The sequence below is a fragment of the Sphingobium sp. B7D2B genome (assembly GCF_025961895.1).
In the GTDB taxonomy this organism is placed as follows: Bacteria; Pseudomonadota; Alphaproteobacteria; order Sphingomonadales; family Sphingomonadaceae; genus Sphingobium.
The window spans coordinates 1,859,511-1,878,750 of record NZ_JAOQOM010000001.1 but is presented as its reverse complement, the minus strand read 5'-3'; the positions used below and the strand labels follow the sequence as shown (position 1 = coordinate 1,878,750).

Below are 19,240 nucleotides of genomic sequence, written 5' to 3'. Positions count from 1 at the left end.
AAAAAGGGCGCCATTTGGCGCCCTTTTCTTCGGCTCAATGCCAGTGGTGGCCGATTGCCTTAAAGCTCGCCTTCGATCCAGCCCTTGAGCGCACTCTTGGGGGCGGCACCGACCTTGGTCGCGGCCGGCGCGCCATTCTTGAACAGGATCATCGTGGGGATACCGCGCACGCCATAGCGAGTCGGCGCGTCGGGATGATCGTCGATATTGAGCTTGGCGATGGTCACCTTCTCACCCAATTCCTCGCTGATTTCTTCCAGCGCGGGTCCGATCATCTTGCACGGGCCGCACCATTCCGCCCAGAAATCGACCAGAACGGGCTTGTCGGACGCAATCACGTCCTCATGGAAGCTGGCGTCGGAAATTGCCTTGGTAGCCATCGTCGAAACTCCTTCTGTCGAACGTCTATCTAGGTTGCCGAAGCGTCGGCCTCAAGGTCGGTGCTGCCCAACTTGTGCTCCTGTGCCAGCAAGCCGGGCTTGTGCACGGCAAGCAGGGCTGGCGGCAGATCGATGAGCCGGGGCGCGGCCGTGTAGAGCAGGCTGACCCGTTGCGGAAGACCCGGGAAAATCTCGGCCAGCGCAGCCGCATAGGCCGCCATCTGGCGGACATGGGTTGCGGGCAAATCCGCTGCATTGCCAGGGACATGCCGTCCGGTCTTGAAATCAACGATATGAACGAGATCATCCGTCACCAGCAACCGGTCCACCGTTCCCGCGATCACCTGCCCGGCTACGACGGCCGCGATGGGCGCTTCTGCCAGCGCATCCGGGCCGAACAGCGCGGCATGCTCGGGGTCGTCGAGTACGGCGCGGACATGCGCAAGCAGGTCGGTGCGCATCCCGGCATCGGCCACGCCGGCCCGCTCCAGCCAGCGCATGGCGGCGGCAGAGCACTCGGCGGCCGGCAGGTCCGGCAGACGCTCGAACAGCGCGTGGAGCAGCCGGCCCCGCTCTGCGGCGGCACGCATGCCGGCATCCGGCGGCGGATTGGGCACGTCATCCTCGACCAGCGCGGAGGGAGACAGCGGACGCGGCGGCCGTGCTTCCTGCGGCGCCGGCGAGCGCAGCCAGGCGGGCAGCGCGGGTTCTGCGGTGCTGGCATCTGCCTCACGCGCCTTCTTCGGCTTGGCCGGGGCGAGACCCGCCGGGCCGGACCAACGCAGGGATTTGCCCCAGTCGGACACCTCCGCCTCGACAGCCCCGAGCGTTCGCATCGCCAGATCGACAGCCTGATACCAGCTTTCCCTGGGCGGCTCGCCCCTGGCGCGGCTGCCGAGCGATCCGGTCACGATCAGCCGCTCTTCCACGCGCGTGAGGCCCACATAAAGCAAGCGCCAATGCTCCTCCATGTCGAGCCGCTCGGCGGATTGCATGGCTTGCTCGATCGCAGGCGCAGCCTCACCCTTGGCGGGGCGGATGAGCGGCAAGCGCGCGGTCGCGTTGACTGGCAAGCTCACGGCATCGGCGCGCGGACGCTGGCTGGGATCGAAGGCAGCATCGGCGAGAATGACGATGGGCGCCTCCAGCCCCTTGGCGCCATGCACGGTCATCACCCGTACCATGTCTCCGCCCTCGCCCAGTTCGCGCTTGATGTCGGCATCGCCACGGTCGAACCAGTCGATGAACCGCTGCAGCGAGGGATGATCGTCGGCCTCGAAGCCCAGAGCGGCATTGAGCAGCTCGTCAATGGCATCGCGCGCCTCCTCGCCGAGCCGGGCGATCAGCTTGCGCCGACCGTCCATGGCGCCGGAGAGAATGGCCTCGAGATAGCGATAGGGCGTCGTGAAATCGGCCTGCCCCAGCAGTGTGCGCAGCGGGGCCTGAAGCTCCGGCGCCAACGTCGCGCGCAGGTGGCTCCACAGCGAGCTCTCGCGCGGGACCGCGCGCGCCAGCAATTCATCCTGCGTCCAGCTGATGAGCGGCGAGACCAGCAGATTGGCGAGGTTGAGATCGTCCTCGGGCTGCACCGCAAAGCGCAGGGCCGCCAGCAGATCGCGCACGGCGAGCGGGGCCTGGAGCCGCAACCGATCCACCCCAGCGACCGGCACCCCCGCCTCATACAGCCGCGCGACGATGAGGCGGGAGAGCGCGCTGCGGCTGCGGAGCAGGATCAGCACATCGCCGGCGCGCGCCGGGCGACCTTGCGTGGCCAGCGGCGTGCCGATCATGCCCTTGACCAGCCGCGCGATCTTCTCGGCATGGCGGCGCTGATGGTCGGCCAGCCAGTCTTCCTCTCCGTCGCCAGCAGTCTCGTCAGCCTCGCCGTCCTCATCGCTCTCGCTTGGCAGCAATGAGGTCGGCGGGAGCAGCAACACCTCGCCGGGGTGCTGGCGGGCGGCCTGATGCGGCGCGGAGGGCGCTTCCAGTCCGAGACGGTCATGCCCGACCGCGTCCAGCACTGCATCGACGACATCGAGCACCGCCGGCATGGACCGGAAGCTGCGGGCCAGCGGCAATTCAGCGAACGGGTGGCCGACGCGCTCGGTTGCCTCGCGGAAACGCTGCAGGGCGCTGGAAAAGGCCTCGGGACTGGTGCCCTGAAAGCCGAAGATCGCCTGCTTGGTGTCCCCCACCACGAACAGGGTGCGCAGTCGCGCCAGCTCGTCGGGCTCGACCTCAAGGAACTCTTCGACGATGGACCAGACGATGTCCCACTGCGCGTCGTTGGTGTCCTGCGCCTCGTCCACGAGGATGTGGTCGACCTGCTGATCGAGCTTGTAGCGGATCCAGTCCGCCATGCCGGGCTGGGTGAGCAGCGCACTTGCGCGGCCGATCAGATCATCGAAATCGACCGCCCCGGCCTGCCGCTTGGCCTTGGCATAAGCGCGGGCATAAGCACGGCCTGCCGTCAGTCCCTGCGCCGCCGTGCGCGCGAAGGCGGCTTGCTTGCGCAGATCGAGCAAGGCCTTGATCGCCGCGCCGCACGCGCTGGCGAGATCGACATAATCCGGCTCGGCTTCCAGCAGGGTCTTGTTGGCGCGGTTCTTGACCTCGCCTTCCTTCGTGAGCAACACGCCGAGCAGGTCCGCCAGTCCGTCGGCGCGCTGGACCTCGGAGCCGCTCAGCCACGCGGCGATCATATCGGCGCAGGCGAGGCCGGATTTGGCACCCCATGCACCATTGGCCCGCGCGACGGCCTGCAACGCGGCCACCGGAAACACGCCCTCGGCGCAGCGATCCGCCAGATGCGCATCGATATCGCCATCCGGCAGGTCGAGGAAGGCAAGGAGGAAGCCCGCCAGATCTCCCGGCAACATCCCCAGCAGTTGCGCCGCGGGCACGCAGCGCGCGAGATAGGCCTGCGTGCCTTCCTCGCCCAGCCGCAGGGCCAGCATCTCCAGCGCCGCCAGCACCGGATCGTCCTGCGCTTGGCCCGCCTCCTCGATCATCGCGATCAACGCCCGCCGGGCCAGCTCGCCCTGACCGCGCTCGTCGAGCGGGCGGAACCCGGGGACCAGTCCGGCCTCCAGCGGGAAGGCAGCCAGCAGCGCCTGACAGAAGCTGTGGATGGTCTGGATGCGCAGCCCGCCGCCGGTCGCATCCAGCACGCGCGCGAACAGCAGGCGGGCGCGGGCAATTGCCTCCGGCCCCGGATCTTCGCCCAGCGCCACCAGATCGCGCGCCACGTCCACGGACTGCCCCTGCACCCAGCGGGCAAGCCGGCTGTGGACGCGCTCGGCCATTTCCGCCGCACCCGCCTTGGTGAAAGTGAGGCACAAGATGCGCTCGGGCGCGACGCCGCTCAGCAGCAGCCGCAGCACGCGGGCCGACAGCACGGCGGTCTTGCCGGTGCCGGCGGAGGCGCGCACCCAGCGATGGGCAGCGGGGTCCGAGGCGCTGGCCTGCTCGTGCGTCAGCCGGTTGAGTTCGCCCGCCTCAGCCATGGTTCACCTCCGGCAGCCCCTCGGCCCGTCGATCCCGCGCGAACCACTCATCCAGCCGCATGAGCTGGTCAAAGTCGGTGAACACCGGCGCATCGCTGTGCGGGCGTGCGGCGAACGGCTCGTCCCCGGTCAGCCAGCGCGTCGCGGCATCATCGAAGAAACCGGCGACCATTGCGAGGAAATCTGCCGTCACGATCCGCTTGTAGCTGCCCTTGGGGTCGGTCAACGGACGCTTGAAGCCGAAATTGCCATCCGTGCCCTTGCCGAGCTTCCAATATTCAAAGGCGCTCACATCCGATCCGGCGGCAAGACCCGCTTCCTTCGCAAACCCGCCTGCTTGCGCGATCAGCCCGAGCAAACCGAGCTGGAGCGAGAAGCCGGCCTTGACCTGCTTGACCGAGGCGGTCGCGCCGCTCTTGTAATCGACAATGGCCAGCGTGCCGTCCGCAAACCGGTCGATCCGGTCCGGCTTGCCGCGCAGGGTCACGCCTGCCCGCTCGATGCGGCCCCATTTCTCGCCGAACAGCACCTCGCGCCCCTGCCCGGCCTGATCGCGCACCGCGCTCGCCACCCAGTCCAGCGCGGCCAGTAAACGCGGCTGCCAGAGCGTCTTGAGCAGCGGATGGGCTTGCGCCTGCGCGATCATCTCTTGCGCCAGCGCGGAGAGCCGCGCGGGATCGTGCCCGCCTTCTTCCATCCAGCGCTGGAGGACATCATGCGCGCGGGTGCCGCGCCAGGCCGGGCCGGGGTCGGCATCCACAACGTCCAGCGGCGCCAGACGCAGAATGCGCGCGGCGTAGAAGGCATAGGGATCGGCCCGCAAGCGATCAACATCGGTGACGGCGATCTCGCGCGGGCGCAGGTCGGCGCGTGGGCGAGGCGCCGGTGCGCGATAGGCCGGCGCAGGAGCATCGGGCCGGTCGATGGCCCGTGCCAGCGCGATCAGCCTGTCATCCTCCACCCAGCGCGCGCCGGTCATGGCCTTGAGCCGCAGCCAGAAGCGCGAGGCGACGGTTGGCGCAGAGGCATCCCGCCGGGCACGGGAGAGGATCACCTGCGGCGCGCCTAGCCCATTGGCGAAATCATGGGCGGAGAGGCCGATGCGATAATCCAGCCCCGGCAGGCCAAGCGCGCGGCGGATGCGCGGGGCGAGCCATGGGTCAGGCGATGGCAGGCCGGGCCAGACGCCTTCATTGAGGCCGGCGAGGATCATCAGATCGGCCTGCTGCAGCCGCGCTTCCAGCAAGCCCAGGATCTGCAGGCGCGGGTGACCGCCCTGCGGGGGGCGCACGGCCTGCCCGCCGAGGATCTGCGCGAGCATCCCCACGAAGCCGGCGCCATCCGCGCGCGCCGGCCCTTGCGGTGCTGCGGCTTCCGCATCGCCCAGGCATTGCGCGGCGGCATGGCCCTGATGACCGGCCCAGACGCGCTCCTCCGTCAGGGCCGAGGCCGCCTCGCGGACGGCGGCGAACAAGGCGGGCAGGCTCTGCTCTCCAGAAAAGGCGGCCTCCAGAGGCGTCAGCAGTGCCACAACCTGCGCCCACCAGGGACGCAGCGATTCCCTCATCACCTGCTGCCGGCTGCCCTTCTCCGAGAGCAAGGCGGTGACGCCGGCCAATCCAGCCGCGGGCCGGGGGCCGCGCAGCACCAGATCGAGGCGGCGCACGGATTCGAGCCATGCCAGCCGCTCGTCACCAGCCATCACCAGCGGATGCTTGAGCAGGGCGAGTAGTGGCACCGGCGCGAACTGTTCCGCCCCGGCCTGCACGAGCGCCAGCAGCAGCGTGCCGGGCGGAAGCTGGGAGAGAGGGCGGCCGGCGCTGTCATCCGCCTCGATTCCCCAGCGGCGCAGATGCGCGGACACGCGCGTCGCGAGCGCACGATCCGGCGTCACGAGCGCGGCCGTGCGCCCTTCCGTCTCCACCGCCTCGCGCAGGGCGATGGCGATGGCCTGCGCCTCCTCCGCCGGGTTCGCCGCCTCGATGGCGCGGACATCCTTGAGCGAGCGCTGCGCCGTCGGCACATCCGGCCAGCCGCCGGTCAGCAAAGCCGGGAGCAGCGCGTTGCTGATCGCCTTGCCGCGCGCGGCGCGGGCATCATGCTCGCTCCCCCAGCGCCAGAGCGCCACCTCGGCGCGGTGGGCATCCATCCGCTCCAGCAGCAGCTTGAGCGCAAATTGCGGGTGCGACTCATTGGCGGGCGGCGGCAGATCGCGCCCCGGCTCAGGGCGCGCGACGGGGCCGATCGCATCCCATTGCTCATCCGAGAGATTCTGGTCGAGATCGGGCAGCACCACCGCACCACGCGGCAGGCCGGCGACCGTCTTGAGCAGTCCCGCCACGGCTGGCGCATTGGTGACGATACCCGCGGCAACCACGAAGCGCTCCGGCGGCATCTCGCGCCAGCGGGCCGCAACATGATCGAGCAGGCGATTGCGCCGCTCGGCCATGTCGATCAGCCCGCGCGCGGCCAGTTCCTGCTGCCACTGGGCCGCCAATGCATCGAAATCGCTGAACGCGGCTTGCCAGTGGTGCGAGAGGTCATCGGGCTGCAACGCCTTGAGATCGGCCAGCGCCTTGCGCTCGACGGTGAGCTGATCGAAAGCGGCCGCCAGCGCCGTCGCCAGTCGCCAGCCCTCGCCCGTCTCAAGCCGCTCGCCCCGCCGCGCGCGCTGGTCGATCACCAGCCGCGTGAGGATCATCAGCCGCTCGGCCGGCGCGATGGCTTGCGGGATATCCGCTTCCGCCCCGATCGGGCTGAGCGCGCTGCCCAGCGCTTCATCGAGATCGATATCGCCGATGGGCACGAGCCTCGGCAGCAGCAACCCGTTGCCGGAGGCGCGCACGAACGCATCGCGCACCGCCCGCACCGCGCGATTGTTCGGCAGCAATATGATCCCGCGTGCCAGCGCCAGCCCGCCATCGCGCCGGCCATGCTGGGCGAGCAACCCGGCGGCGAGCGCATCCGAAAATGCCCGGTGAGCGGGGATGGTAAAGAGGGCCGGCGCGCGGCGCTCAGCCATCGGCCAATCCAGCCTCGACCAGCGGAATCGCCTGCGGGGTGCCGACATCGAACCATTGGCCGCCATGGCTGAGGCCAAAGGCGCGGCCCTGTTCGATCGCACGGTCCCAGAAAATATTGGTCGAGAAGACCTCGCCCGGCGGATCGCGCACCAGGCGCGGCGAGAGGATTTGCACGCCGGTGAAGACGAACGGCGCCACGCGGCCGGGCTTGCGCCGGCTCAGGCGACCATTGGCCTCCATGTGGAAATCGCCAAGGCCACGATGACCGGTGGCGCGGGCGTGCGGGATGAGCAGCAGCAGCGCGTCCATCGCGTCATCGTCCCAGCGGTCCGCCAGCGCACGGATGGAGTCGAACGGCCCGTTGATCCACAGATTGTCGCTGTTCGCGCAGAGAAACGGCTTGTCGCCAAGCAGCGGCAGCGCCTTAACCAGACCGCCGCCGGTCTCCAGCAGCCGGGCGCGCTCGTCCGAGACAGGATAGCTGGCGCCTGTCCGCCGGGCGCGCGACTCCAGATGCGCTTCGATGGGCGCGGCGAGATAATGCACGTTCACCACCGTGCGGCGAATGCCCGCATCCTCGATACGGTCCAGCGCATGATCCATGAGCGGCTGGCCGGCGACGCGGATCAGTGGCTTGGGCCTTGTGGCCGTGAGCGGACGCATCCGCTTGCCGAGGCCGGCGGCCATCAGCATCGCCGTCTCAAGCGTGGTGCTCATTGCGCCGATTGCCCCGCATCCAGCTGGCCCCGCGCCGAGGCGGGCACATTCTCCGCGAACCAGTCGGCCACCGGCGCGAGCGCAGGATGGGCAAGATCGCGCTCCAGCAGCCCCCACATGCGCGGCAGGAAATCGAGATAGCGCGGCTTGCCGTCGCGCTTCCACAGCCGCGTAAAAATGCCGATGATCTTGGCATTGCGCTGGGCACCCAGCACCGCATAAGCCGCCTCGAAATCCGGCGAAGCTTTCGCGCGCGTCTGATAATGCGCCAGCATCGCCTGCTCCACAGCGGGGCTCACATCGCGCCGTGCATCCTGCAGGAGCGAGACGAGGTCATAGGCCGGGTGGCCGGCCAGCGCGTCCTGAAAGTCCAGCAGACCGAGCCCGTGCGAGCGAGCATGGTCCGGCAGCAGCATGATGTTCTCGGCATGATAATCGCGCAGCACCGTCACCACTGGCGCGACATCCTGCTCGGCAATGGGGAGCACCTTGTCCCACGCTGTAGTGTATCCCGACGCATCGACCGCAAGCCCTGCCGCCGGAGCGAACCATTCGGTCAACAGCGCTGCCTCGCGCTGGTAGACGGCGCGGTCATAAGGCGCGAGGCCACTCTGGGCCGGCTGCTCATGAAGATCGACAAGAAGGTCCACGGCGCGGGTGTAGATCGCCATTTCCTCGGCCGGCGCGGCATCCAGATGCTCGCGCACCCGCGCATCGCCGAAATCCTCGAGCAGAACGAGGCCCTGCGTCAGATCCCGCGCCAATATGGCGGGCGCCGCGAATCCGCTTTCGCACAGCCACTCGCCCACGCTGATGAACGGGCGCGGATCTTCGTGCGGCGGCGGGGCATCCATCAAAATGGCGCGGCGGTCACCCTCGACCACGCGGAAATAGCGCCGGAACGAGGCGTCACCGGCAAGCGGCAGGATCTCGGCCCCTGCCCATCCGGCTTGATCGAGAAACGGGCGCGCGCTTGGCGGCGGGATCATATGACTGGCCATCGGCTCTCCCAAACGCGCGGCACCCTCGCTGTCAAGCGGCGCGTGCCATCCGCCAAAATGTCGATCTGCAGGGCAAGGGCAATGGCATCGTAGCGCCCGGCCAGACGGTCGGGCCATTCGATCGCCAGCGCGCCATCTTCGAGCCATTCGTCCAGCCCGAGTTCGCCGAGATCGCCCGTGTCCTCGATACGATAGAGATCGACATGGCCGACCGGCAGACGGGTCTCGGGCGGCTCATAGCCCTGCAGGATGGCGAAGGTCGGGCTTGGCACATCGCCTTCATGCCCAAGGCCCCTGAGCAGGCCGCGCGCGAGCGTCGTTTTGCCGGCGCCCAGCCCGCCGGTGAGCGTGATCACATCGCCGGGCCGCAGCTTCGCACCAAGGGCCGAACCGAAATCGGTAAGCGCGTCTGCTGAGGAAAAGACAAGGGCCTGATCGGACACGCCGTCATTCTCCACGCGGCAGAGTGAGCGTGACGCTGGTCCCCTGCCCCGGCTCGGAGACGAGGTCGACACTGCCGCCATGCGCTTCCACGAACTGGCGCACCAACGGCAATCCCAACCCCTGATTGGCACCATCGCCATGGCGCCCGAACCGCACGAAAACATCGAACAGATGCGCCTGTGTCTTGGCATCGATGCCCGGGCCGTCATCGGACACGATGATGCGCACCACGTCCGGCGCGGGCTGCACATGCACAAGCACGCGCCCGCCCCGGCTCACGAAACTCACGCCATTGTCCACCACATGGGCGAGAGCCTGCCGCAACCGGCGCTCGTCGCCCGACACGGTGCCCGGCTCCTCCTCGAACGACATGTCCACCGTCACATCGCGCGAGTCTGCCTTGTCGCTCAGGCCCTCGACCACCTGCCGCACCATCGCGGCCACATCGATGTCGCGCCTCTCGATGGGCAGGCCGCCCGCTGCGCCCTGCGTCAGGTCCAGCACATTATCGATCAGCCGCGTCAGCCGCGTCGTCGCCGTCATGATGGCATTCACATAATCGCGCGACTGGGCGCTCAATTCGCCCGCATAGCCGGCTTCCATCATCTCGGCGAAGCCAACGATGGAGGTGAGCGGCGTGCGCAACTCGTAGCTCATGTTGGAGACGAACGCGGTCTTCACCCGGTCGGCATCCTCCAGCGCCTCGTTACGATCCCGCAGGGCCTGTTCGATGTGGCGGCTATCGGTGGTGTCGAGCATGGTGAACAGCGCGTTGCCGTCCGGCAGCGGGATGGCCGCGAACTCGAAGAAGCGCCCGTCGGCAAAGGCGATGCGCCCGCCCCGCTGGCGGCGCTCCATCGTCGCCGCGCGGATGAGTTGGTGGACAAGGCCTGCCTGTTCGGGGCGCGCGAGGCGATCCGCCAGCGCCGACATGAGTTCATCAACGCGCGGATGCGCCGCCATGGTCGTATCGGGCACCGACCAGATCTTGGTGAAGCGGCTGTTCCACAGATGCAGACGACCGTCGGAGGCGAACACGGCAATCGCCTCGAACAGATTGTCGAGCGTGGCCGTGCGCACCCGCAGCAGGGTATCGCGCGCCGAGGCCAGCTGGACATGCTCAGTACGGTCCTCGAAGATGACCAGCAGGCCGCCATCGGGCAGCGGCTGGGCGTAGACGCGCAGATGCACGCCATCACGCAGGCGCCACTGCTCCTCATGCGCGGAGGGCGAGAGGAACCAGTTGCGGCGCTCCTGCCGCCATGCACGGAAATCCGGCGTGTCGGGCACCTGCCCGCTGTCCCGCATGGCATCCAGCACCCGGTCGAAATGGGTATCGAACGCCGCTGTCTCGGGGGTGAGGCCGAACAGGCTGAGGAAGGGCTGATTGCAGAACTGCAGCAGTTGATTGGCGCCGAACTGGACGACGCCGGCCGACAGTCTGTCCAGCATGTCCCGGTTCGCCTGCGAGAGGTGGCGCAGTTCTGCCCGCACCTCCTCCAGCTCCTGCATGTCGATGGCGTAACCTGCAACGCCGGAGCGGCCGAGCGGGACATCGACGACCTTCATCAACCGGCGCTTGCCATCGATGGTGACCGGCAGCATCCGAGCGGTCGGAGCCTTGCGCGCGGCGGCATTGGCGGCGGATGCGCGCGGAGAAATGCCATCGACTGCTTCGACAAGCTCAATGCCTTGCTCAATCACATCCTGCGCGGACTTTCCGTCCACCGCCTTCACATAGGCGCTGTTGACCAGGCTGATCTGATGATCGGCGCCGCGATGCCAGACCGGCATGGGCGCCGCCTCGATCACACCCGAGAGCGCATCGAGGGCCTGGCGATACTGCCCGACCTGCCCGCGCAGCTCCTGGATCTGCGCGAAACTGTCGGTCGCGTCGAAGACCCAGAGTACGACCGTGCCGGCCTTGCCGAGCCGCGTGCCGACAGGGCCGCCGCGCACCAGCAGCATCCGGTCCGACCCGTTGACCCGCACCGGCAGCGTGAAGGGTCGGCCGCCCTGCTGCGCCGCTGAAATCTCCGCAGCGAGCGCGCGGGCATGATCCGGCTCCAGGCCGCCATCAGCATCCAGCAGCGCATCGAGATCGGTGGGCGCGGCCTCACGGCCGAGCCATGCGGCGAGCCTGTCCGGCGCATCCAGCTTGCCATCGGGGCGGATGAGCAAGGGTACCGCGGGCGCGGAATTCAGCAGATCGACCAGTTGCGCGGCGTGCGTGCGCGCCAGCGCCGCCTTGCGCCGCATCGAGAGGCCGGTGAACAGCGCCCAAACCGCCAGCACCAGCCACACGGCCAGCACGGTACCCACGATCAGCGGAAAGAACGGGACATTGGCAATCACGGGAGTGGATTACGGGCCAATCCACCCTGAGACAAGGTCGGCTTGCGCCTTCTTTGGCGTTGGCCGGATAAGAAACGGAACCGGCGCCCTCAGAGCGCCGGGCCGTCCTTCGTCACCGTCCAGGTCTGGCCCTGGCTCACCAGCTTCTGCAGGTCTGGCGTCTTGCCCTTGGCCAGCAGGGCATTTTGCTCCACCACGGCCTGCTCGAAGCTCGCCTTGGGGGCATCGTAGAGCACGCCCAGCGCCATCGGGAACAGGCCGAAGGGCATTTCCACCAGCATGTGCGCAACGGCGCGGTTGGTGACGTCATGGACGATCACGCCGGCTGCCTGCCAGTCGCCATCGACCACGTCCACGACCTTGAGCGTCAGCGCCTCGCGGTCGAGCGCGATGCCCTTAGCGCCCTTATCGAAGAGCAGCGGCTTGCCATGCTCCACCCAGAGCTGGCCGACATCGGCATTCTTCTTCTCGGTGAAGTCGGCGAACACATCCTTGTTGTAGACGATGCAGTTCTGGAAAATTTCCACGAACGCCGCGCCCTTGTGCTCATAGGCGGCCTTGAGCACGTCCGGCAGCTGCTTGGACACGTCATAGGCCCGCGCGATGAAGCGGGCGCCCGAGCCGAGCGCGAAGGCGCAGGGCCGGGCCGGATGGTCGACCGAACCGAACGGCGTGGACGGGCTCTTGGTCCCCTCCCGGCTCGTCGGCGAATATTGCCCCTTGGTGAGGCCGTAGATCTCGTTGTTGAACAGCAGGATCTGGCAATCGAGGTTGCGACGCAGGATGTGCATCGTGTGGTTGCCGCCGATGGAAAGGCCGTCGCCGTCGCCGGTGACGATCCACACGTCCAGTTCCGGATTGGCCAGCTTCACGCCCGTCGCCACCGCCGGCGCGCGGCCGTGGATGGTGTGGAAGCCGTAGCTCTCGACATAATAAGGAAAGCGTGAGGAGCAGCCGATGCCCGAAACGAACACGGTGTTCTTGGGGTCCGCGCCCAACTGCGGCAATGTGCGCTGCACGGCCTTGAGGATGGCGTAGTCACCGCAACCCGGGCACCAGCGCACCTCCTGATCGGTCTCCCAGTCCTTGAGGCTGGTCTCGACGCGCGGCTTGGTCAATGTGGTCATGTCGTTCATGCGAGCATCCCCTCGATGGCCGCCTCGATTTCCGCGATGCGGAAGGGCTGGCCCGAGATCTTGTTGAGCGGGCGGGCATCCAGCAGATACTGGTCGCGCAGCACGGTCTTGAGCTGACCGGTGTTCATCTCCGGCACGAGAATCTTCTCGTAGCCGGCGAGCAGCTCACCCAGATTTTCCGGCAGCGGCCAGATATGGCGGATGTGGATGTGCGATACATCCAGCCCCTTGCGCCGGGCGCGCCGGACCGCCTGATGGATCGGGCCGTAGGTCGAGCCCCAGCCGACGACGACGAGCTTGCCGCTCTCCTCGCCCAGCGACACCTCCTGCCGCACGTCCTTGGCGATGCCCAGCACCTTGTCGCGGCGCAGTTCGGTCATCGCCTGGTGATTGGCCGGCGCATAATTGATGTGGCCGGTGTTCACTTCCTTCTCGATGCCGCCGATGCGGTGCATGAGATCGGGCGTGCCCGGCTTGATCCACGGCCGCGCCAGCTTCTCATTGCGGGCATAAGGCTTGAGCCCGCCTTCCGGCACGGCATCCAGGAACTTGACGGCAAACGGCGTGTAGCCGCTCATATCCGGCACTTTCCAAGGCTCGGCGGCGTTGGCGATATAGCCATCGGTCAGCAGCATCACCGGCGTCATATATTCGATGGCGATCCGGCAGGCCTCGATGGCGCAATCAAACGCATCGGCGGGCGAGCGGGCGGCAATGACCGGCATCGGCGCATCGCCGTTGCGGCCATAGACGGCCTGATAGAGGTCGGACTGTTCGGTCTTGGTCGGCAGGCCGGTCGAGGGACCGCCGCGCTGCGAGTTCACGATCACCAGCGGCAGCTCGGTCATGATCGCAAGGCCCATCGCCTCGCCCTTGAGCGCAATGCCGGGGCCGGACGAGCTGGTGACGCCCAGCGACCCGGCATAGCTCGCGCCAATCGCGCTGGCGATGGCGGCGATCTCGTCCTCGGCCTGGAACGTCGTTACGCCATATTCCTTGAGGCGCGAGAGATGATGCAGGATCGAGCTGGCCGGGGTGATGGGGTAACCGCCGAAGAACATCGGCAGGCTGGCCAGCTGCGCACCCGCGACGAGACCGAGCGAGATCGCCTCGGCGCCCGTCACCGTGCGATACAGCCCCTCTGGGGCCGGCGCCGGGGCGACATGGAGCTGCTTGAGCGGCGCGGCCAGCTCGGCGGTCTCGCCATAGGCATGGCCGGCATTGAGCGCGGCGATGTTGGCATCGGCGATCTCCGGCGCCTTTGCGAACTTGGCCTTTAGCCAGTCGATGATCGGCTGGCGGCTGCGATCGAACATCCACAGCGCCAAGCCGAGCGTCCACATGTTCTTGGAGCGCAGCGCTTCCTTGTTGCCAAGGCCGAAGGGCTTCACGCTTTCCAGGGTCAGCGCGGAGATATCGAACGCCAGCACCTGCCAGCGCGCCAGCGAGCCATCCTCCAGGGGATTGCTCTCATATTTCGCCTTGGCAAGATTGCGCTCGTTGAACTCGCCGGTGTCTGCGATGATGAGGCCGCCCGGCTTCAAATCCACCACATTGGTCTTGAGCGCGGCCGGGTTCATCGCGATCAAGATATCGGGCGCATCGCCGGCCGTCGTGATCTCGGACGAGCCGAAGTTGATCTGGAACGCCGACACGCCGAACAGCGTGCCCTGCGGCGCCCGGATTTCCGCCGGAAAATCGGGGAAGGTCGCAAGGTCATTGCCTGCCAGCGCGGTGGACAGGGTAAACTGCCCGCCGGTGAGCTGCATGCCATCGCCACTGTCTCCGGCAAAACGGACGACAACGGCTTCGGGCGCAGCCTCTTCGCTGCTGTGAGTTATGGTCGATGTGGGTGCGGCAGATGCCATGCTCAGACTCTAGTAATGCAGTGGTTGCATCGCCCCTAGTCCGTCGAGCCCAGCCGAGCAAAGTAGAAAAGCTGCGCGCGACAGAGCATTGCCTTTTTCTCTCCGGCTTGCCATCGCGGCCGTGAACTTCTTTTAACGGATGAAATCGCGACCTCGTCATGACCAAGATCGACCCCGCCTCTCTCCCCTACCGCCCCTGCGTCGGCATCATGCTGGCGAACCGTCAGGGCGAGGTGTTCGTGGGCCAGCGACTCGATTCCAAGGAGGGCGATGCCTGGCAGATGCCGCAGGGCGGCATCGACAAGGGCGAGACCGCCGAGCAGGCGCTGCTGCGCGAACTGGGCGAGGAAACCGGCATTGCGGCCGATCTCGTCGACATCATCGCCCGCTCGACCGAAGAGCATCTTTACGATCTGCCCGAAGAGCTGATGGGCCGGCTGTGGGGCGGCAAATATCGCGGCCAGACTCAACGCTGGTTCCTGCTGCGCTTCAAGGGCGAGGATAGCGATATCGACATTGCCACCGAGCATCAGGAGTTCATGGCGTGGCAGTGGGTCACGTCCGACCGGCTGGTGGATCTGATCGTGCCGTTCAAGCGCCCGGTCTATCGCGCCGTCGTGCAGGAATTTGCGCACCTGCTCTAAAAATCGGGACCGGCAGGCACGCCCGCACCGTCCCATCCTGAAACAACTGCAGCACGCGCCCGCCGCCTGCGATTGCGCATGGTTAACGCAATCCTTACCTTTGCATCTCGCCCTTCGGACTCGCGATGCACAGGACCAGAGATGCGCAAGATCGCCCGCCTCTTCACCATCCGCACCAAGTTCGAGGCCTATCTCGCGATCTTCGGCGTCGCCATGGGCGCGACCGCACGCGGCGCCCATTATCTTGAGGTTTACCCCGGCTTTCCGGGCTATCTGCTCTACGCCAGCTGTTGCGGCGCGGTGATGATCGTGGGAGGCCTGATGATCGATGGCGTGACCCTCAAGCAGACTTATTGCCACTGACGCCAAGGCGCACCCAGTTCGCCCATGTCTTGCGCTCGATTGTTGAACCGTGAATAGGTTTGCGATCCGCCTCCCATGGATCACGAAAGACCTGCGATGACCTCAGCAAGCCAGACTCGCGCCCTCCTCGCGCGCTATTATGACGCCTTCAATGCCGGCGATGCCGAGACCATGCTGGCCTGCCTCGCCGACGATGTGGTGCATGATATCAATCAGGGCGAACGGGAATCCGGTAAGGACGCCTTCCGCGCCTTTCTGGGCCGGATGGACCGCGCCTATCGCGAGCGCCTCGCCGACATCGCGCTGATGGTGAATGAGGATGGCAGTCGCGCCGCGGCGGAGTTCGTCGTCCATGGTGAGTATCTCGTCGGCGAGGACGGCCTGCCTCCCGCGCATGGCCAAAACTATGTGCTGCCGGCCGCGGCCTTCTTCGAGGTGCGGGACGAGCTGATCCGCCGTGTCACGGTGTACTACAATCTTGCCGACTGGATCGCGCAGGTCAGCCGGGAAGACGCGCCAGCGTGAGCAACCTGACCGTCGAGACGCTACGGGACCGCGAGGCACGCCATGCCGCCATCGACGATCTCGCCCGCCTGCGCATCACCGTCTTTCGCGAATGGCCCTATCTCTATGACGGCTCGGTCGATTACGAGCAGCGCTATCTGAGCGCGTTTCTCGACGGCGCCGATGCGGCGTTGGTCATCGCACGGGATGGCAGCGCCATCATCGGCGCCGCCACCGCCTCGCCCCTGAGCGGGCAGGACGAACCGCTGCAGGCGCCATTCCGCGCCCAGGGCATCGAGGTGGATCGGCTCTTCTACTTCGGCGAGTCCGTGCTGCTCGGTGCCTATCGTGGGCATGGGCTCGGCCACGCCTTTTTCGATGCGCGCGAAGCGGCCGCACGCGAGGCTGGCGCGATGGCGACCTGCTTTTGCGGCGTCATTCGCCCTGCCGATCATCCGCTCCGCCCCGCTGAGGCCCGCGACCTTGGCCCATTTTGGCGCAAGCGGGGCTATCAGCCGCTGGAGGGCGTGATAGCGGAATATCGCTGGAAAGACATCGACCAGACGGACGAGACCAGCCACCCGATGCAGTTCTGGTCCCGCAACCTGTAGCGCCTAGAACAGCTTGCGGAAGCTCAGCCGGACGGTGCGGCCCAGCGGATCGATGAAGGCGGGCTGATAGGCGAAGGGCACCGCGCCATTGCCATCCGTGACGCGCTGGCGTGCATCGAAGACATTCTCGACCCCCAGCTGGAGCCGCGCGCCGCGCAGGAACGAGGCTTTCTCGATCAGGCCGGGCATCTGATTGAAGTTCACGAACGCCCGCACGTCCACCTTGGCCAGCGCTCCGAACCGAAGCTGGCTGGCCGGCAGCCCTGCGGTGCCATTGACGCGCGAGGGGCTGCGCCAGCTGCCGGTCAGCCGCAGACCATAGCCGCTCTGCGAAACGCCGGTGCGCAACTCGATCAGATGCCGCGACGGCCCGCTGGTGTCGCCCAGCGTATCGCCATCCAGCAGGTCGAGCACGGGCAGGCTCGGCGCCAACTGCGTGGTGTTGGTCAGCGCCCACTCGTGGTGGATCGAGAAATCGACACGTCCGCCACCGCCTGCACCGCCCCGTCCACCGGGACCACCGGGACCAAAGCCGCCCGGCCGGGGACCGGGTGAATCGCCCGGAGGGGGTCCATCCGCGCCGGGTGGCGTCTCGGCTCCGGCCTGTCCGCCCCTGCCCGGCCGATCCGCACCGCCCGTCTCCCCGCGCGCTGCCCGCTCGGCCTGCCGCCGCTGGAAGGCAGCCCGCATGGCATCGATCTGGCTCTGCGGGGTGGCAAGGCGCTTGCTGAAGCTGAAACCCCAGCGGAGCACTTCCCGCGTCTGCTCGGCGATGTTGATCGGGCGCAGGTCCACCTGCGTGAGGCGGCCGCTTTCATCGCGCAGGAAACGTCCCGGGAAAGCGCCGATGGTGTCCGCCGTCACGCCCGGAAAGGCCGACACGCCACCCTCGGTCGCGCGGTGATTGTAGGATATGTCGAACCGCAGGCGCGGCTCGCGTAGCACCGAGATGTCCGCCCCGAGCCGGAACGTCTTCACCCGCGCCTTGTCGAGATCGGGATTGCCGCCGGTGATTGTTGTCACCAGCACGGATTCGCCGCGCGCGAAATCGAAGATCGGTACGAAGGGCGTAAAGGTCTGCGCGTCGCCGATCTGAGCCACCGTCGCGGCGGAGTCTTCATCGCTGTAACCGGCCGAGAGGGAGAGGAAGCCAAGCGGCGACCAGTTGAGACCCAGCCCGAAGTTCCGCAACGTGCCGGCATCCGAATAATGATCGAGCCCGAGCGTGGCATTGGCGGACATGCGTCCGATGCCCGAGGAGGCGGGCACGAGGGGAATATCCACGGTGAGCGACCCGGTCGCGCTGTCCCGCCCAAGGTCGCGAACCGAAGGGACCAGATCGCGCTCGCGCATATTCTCGATCCGCGTGAGCGCGCCGCCCAGCTTCATCGTGGCCATGACCTCACCGGCCGGCAGCCTGAACAGCGGCCGGTTATGGATGAAGGTGATGTCCGCCGTGTCCGAGGTGCTGCGTGTGAGGTCCGCAGCGGGCGCGTTGAGAAAGGCGGCATCGATCGGCAGGCTAGGGTCGGCCGCCGGATCGCCTGCCGCCAGCGCGTCAGCATAATCTGACAAATCGAACGGGCGGCCCGTGATGACGCGGCTCTCGGCGCGCGCATAATTGGCGGTCAGCGTCCACTGCCCCGTGCTGCGCTCGGCATTGACGGTGAGGCCGACCGTGCCGGTCTGGCTCTTGGAGGCGCGCTCCAGAGCGCCGGCGCCCGCCAGTTGCGGGTAGAAGAGCAGATCGTCGGTGCCCGGCACATAAGGCGATCCGGCGGGAATCGTCACGCCCGGCAGAGTGAGGCCAACCAGACTGTCCCGCCGGTTGGTGACCAGCTCGCCGCTCAGTGTCGCCTTGGTGCGTTCGCCCAGGGGACGGCTATAGCTGGCATTGAGCGTGAGCGTCTCCTGCGCGGCCTGGAGACTGCGCGCCGGGCTCTCTGCACGGTCCAGCCCGCGATCGCTCTCCAGAATCGGATCGATGCTCTCATGCTCGGCACTGATGTTCACCCGCTGGCTGTTGCGGATCAGGAAGAGCCCGCCCTCCAACTCCAGCGAAGCGCCATTGCCAGCGGTCGGCACCCGGCCGTCGACCTCGGCCGTGACCGCGCGGAAGCGCTGGCGCAGGACGATGTTCATCACCTTCTGGTCGGCGCCGTAACCATAGCGAAGCCCAACTTCTTCCGGCAGGATATCGATCCGCGCGATGGCTTCGGCCGGCAGGCGGGCGATCTCGCGGAAGCCGGAAATGCGGTGCCCTTCGAGCAACGTCACCGGCGGCTTCCCGCTCGCGCTCTGCAGCTCAGGACCGAGTTCGGTCAGCAGGTCGCTGATCGTGCTGACGCCCAGGGCCCGGATGTCCGCAGGGCGCAGCTGCAACTCAGGGGTGGCATTGCCGATGACCGCGCCCCGCTCGCGCTGACCGCTCACCACGATCTCCTCGATATCCGTCCCCACGCCCTCATCGAGGTGGGTATCCGCTTCTTGCGCTCCCGCTGCGGGCATCAGGGCAAAGGACGAGGTCGCCAGGAACAGTGCGGCGGCAGTGCGTCGGTTGGCGGGCATAGAAACCTTCAGAACGAGGGAGAGCCGAGGCTCGGCCGGATGAGGATGGCAAACAGCGAAACGGGTTCATTTCTGGCCTGTCTGCCAAGACCGCATTGCAAAATGCCGCCGCCGCCTTCA

14 protein-coding genes are annotated in these 19,240 nt (G+C 67.3%); 4 read left to right on the top strand and 10 right to left on the bottom strand.

Annotated elements, in window-relative coordinates:
* Positions 1-59: 59 nt before the first annotated feature.
* From trxA to M2341_RS08505, 9 genes are all read right to left on the bottom strand, one after another.
* Complete coding sequence (gene trxA / locus M2341_RS08545; protein WP_181559514.1) at positions 60-380, bottom strand: thioredoxin; 321 nt, start codon at positions 378-380, stop codon at positions 60-62.
* 29 nt (positions 381-409) lie between these two features.
* On the bottom strand, positions 410-3,886 hold the full coding sequence (addA, locus tag M2341_RS08540) for a double-strand break repair helicase AddA (RefSeq protein WP_264584935.1): 3,477 nt from the start codon (positions 3,884-3,886) through the stop codon (positions 410-412).
* The gene (gene addB / locus M2341_RS08535) at positions 3,879-6,908 is read right to left on the bottom strand and encodes a double-strand break repair protein AddB (RefSeq protein ID WP_264584934.1); all 3,030 of its coding nucleotides are present in this window, start codon (positions 6,906-6,908) and stop codon (positions 3,879-3,881) included. The genes addA and addB overlap by 8 nt, the downstream gene beginning before the upstream one ends.
* On the bottom strand, positions 6,901-7,626 hold the full coding sequence (locus M2341_RS08530; RefSeq protein ID WP_181559511.1) for a nucleotidyltransferase family protein: 726 nt from the start codon (positions 7,624-7,626) through the stop codon (positions 6,901-6,903). The genes addB and M2341_RS08530 overlap by 8 nt, the downstream gene beginning before the upstream one ends.
* The gene (locus tag M2341_RS08525; RefSeq protein ID WP_264586011.1) at positions 7,623-8,615 is read right to left on the bottom strand and encodes an aminoglycoside phosphotransferase family protein; all 993 of its coding nucleotides are present in this window, start codon (positions 8,613-8,615) and stop codon (positions 7,623-7,625) included. The genes M2341_RS08530 and M2341_RS08525 overlap by 4 nt, the downstream gene beginning before the upstream one ends.
* On the bottom strand, positions 8,612-9,070 hold the full coding sequence (gene tsaE / locus M2341_RS08520) for a tRNA (adenosine(37)-N6)-threonylcarbamoyltransferase complex ATPase subunit type 1 TsaE (RefSeq protein ID WP_264584933.1): 459 nt from the start codon (positions 9,068-9,070) through the stop codon (positions 8,612-8,614). The genes M2341_RS08525 and tsaE overlap by 4 nt, the downstream gene beginning before the upstream one ends.
* 4 nt (positions 9,071-9,074) lie before the next feature.
* Entirely contained in the window at positions 9,075-11,423 is a 2,349-nt protein-coding gene (locus M2341_RS08515; RefSeq protein ID WP_413715697.1) for a PAS-domain containing protein, read from the bottom strand.
* 92 nt (positions 11,424-11,515) lie between these two features.
* The gene (locus M2341_RS08510) at positions 11,516-12,562 is read right to left on the bottom strand and encodes a 2-oxoacid:ferredoxin oxidoreductase subunit beta (RefSeq protein WP_264570157.1); all 1,047 of its coding nucleotides are present in this window, start codon (positions 12,560-12,562) and stop codon (positions 11,516-11,518) included.
* On the bottom strand, positions 12,559-14,430 hold the full coding sequence (locus tag M2341_RS08505) for a 2-oxoacid:acceptor oxidoreductase subunit alpha (RefSeq protein WP_264584931.1): 1,872 nt from the start codon (positions 14,428-14,430) through the stop codon (positions 12,559-12,561). The genes M2341_RS08510 and M2341_RS08505 overlap by 4 nt, the downstream gene beginning before the upstream one ends.
* Positions 14,431-14,588: 158 nt before the next feature.
* Between M2341_RS08505 and M2341_RS08500 the strand changes: the two genes are divergently transcribed.
* From M2341_RS08500 to M2341_RS08485, 4 genes are all read left to right on the top strand, one after another.
* On the top strand, positions 14,589-15,074 hold the full coding sequence (locus tag M2341_RS08500; protein ID WP_181559507.1) for an RNA pyrophosphohydrolase: 486 nt from the start codon (positions 14,589-14,591) through the stop codon (positions 15,072-15,074).
* A gap of 141 nt (positions 15,075-15,215) precedes the next feature.
* Positions 15,216-15,437 carry a hypothetical protein gene (locus tag M2341_RS08495; protein WP_264575917.1) on the top strand — a complete coding sequence of 74 codons (222 nt, stop codon included), beginning with the start codon at positions 15,216-15,218 and terminating at the stop codon, positions 15,435-15,437.
* 96 nt (positions 15,438-15,533) lie between these two features.
* A complete protein-coding gene (locus M2341_RS08490; RefSeq protein WP_264584930.1) occupies positions 15,534-15,962 on the top strand; it encodes a ketosteroid isomerase-related protein in 429 nt (142 codons plus the stop codon).
* The gene (locus M2341_RS08485) at positions 15,959-16,552 is read left to right on the top strand and encodes a GNAT family N-acetyltransferase (protein WP_264584929.1); all 594 of its coding nucleotides are present in this window, start codon (positions 15,959-15,961) and stop codon (positions 16,550-16,552) included. The genes M2341_RS08490 and M2341_RS08485 overlap by 4 nt, the downstream gene beginning before the upstream one ends.
* Before the next feature lie 3 nt (positions 16,553-16,555).
* Here the strand turns inward: M2341_RS08485 and M2341_RS08480 are convergent, their stop codons facing one another.
* Complete coding sequence (locus M2341_RS08480) at positions 16,556-19,120, bottom strand: TonB-dependent receptor (RefSeq protein ID WP_264584928.1); 2,565 nt, start codon at positions 19,118-19,120, stop codon at positions 16,556-16,558.
* Between the last annotated feature and the right edge of the window lie 120 nt (positions 19,121-19,240).

What these genes read in the sequence shown, in the direction of transcription:
- addA (WP_264584935.1), bottom strand. Translation starts at nt 3,886, where the DNA reads ATGGCTGAGGCGGGCGAACTCAACCGGCTGACGCACGAGCAGGCCAGC.
- M2341_RS08480 (WP_264584928.1), bottom strand. Translation starts at nt 19,120, where the DNA reads ATGCCCGCCAACCGACGCACTGCCGCCGCACTGTTCCTGGCGACCTCG.
- M2341_RS08510 (WP_264570157.1), bottom strand. Translation starts at nt 12,562, where the DNA reads ATGAACGACATGACCACATTGACCAAGCCGCGCGTCGAGACCAGCCTC.
- trxA (WP_181559514.1), bottom strand. Translation starts at nt 380, where the DNA reads ATGGCTACCAAGGCAATTTCCGACGCCAGCTTCCATGAGGACGTGATT.
- M2341_RS08505 (WP_264584931.1), bottom strand. Translation starts at nt 14,430, where the DNA reads ATGGCATCTGCCGCACCCACATCGACCATAACTCACAGCAGCGAAGAG.
- M2341_RS08495 (WP_264575917.1), top strand. Translation starts at nt 15,216, where the DNA reads ATGCGCAAGATCGCCCGCCTCTTCACCATCCGCACCAAGTTCGAGGCC.
- addB (WP_264584934.1), bottom strand. Translation starts at nt 6,908, where the DNA reads ATGGCTGAGCGCCGCGCGCCGGCCCTCTTTACCATCCCCGCTCACCGG.
- M2341_RS08490 (WP_264584930.1), top strand. Translation starts at nt 15,534, where the DNA reads ATGACCTCAGCAAGCCAGACTCGCGCCCTCCTCGCGCGCTATTATGAC.
- M2341_RS08530 (WP_181559511.1), bottom strand. Translation starts at nt 7,626, where the DNA reads ATGAGCACCACGCTTGAGACGGCGATGCTGATGGCCGCCGGCCTCGGC.
- M2341_RS08525 (WP_264586011.1), bottom strand. Translation starts at nt 8,615, where the DNA reads ATGATCCCGCCGCCAAGCGCGCGCCCGTTTCTCGATCAAGCCGGATGG.
- M2341_RS08500 (WP_181559507.1), top strand. Translation starts at nt 14,589, where the DNA reads ATGACCAAGATCGACCCCGCCTCTCTCCCCTACCGCCCCTGCGTCGGC.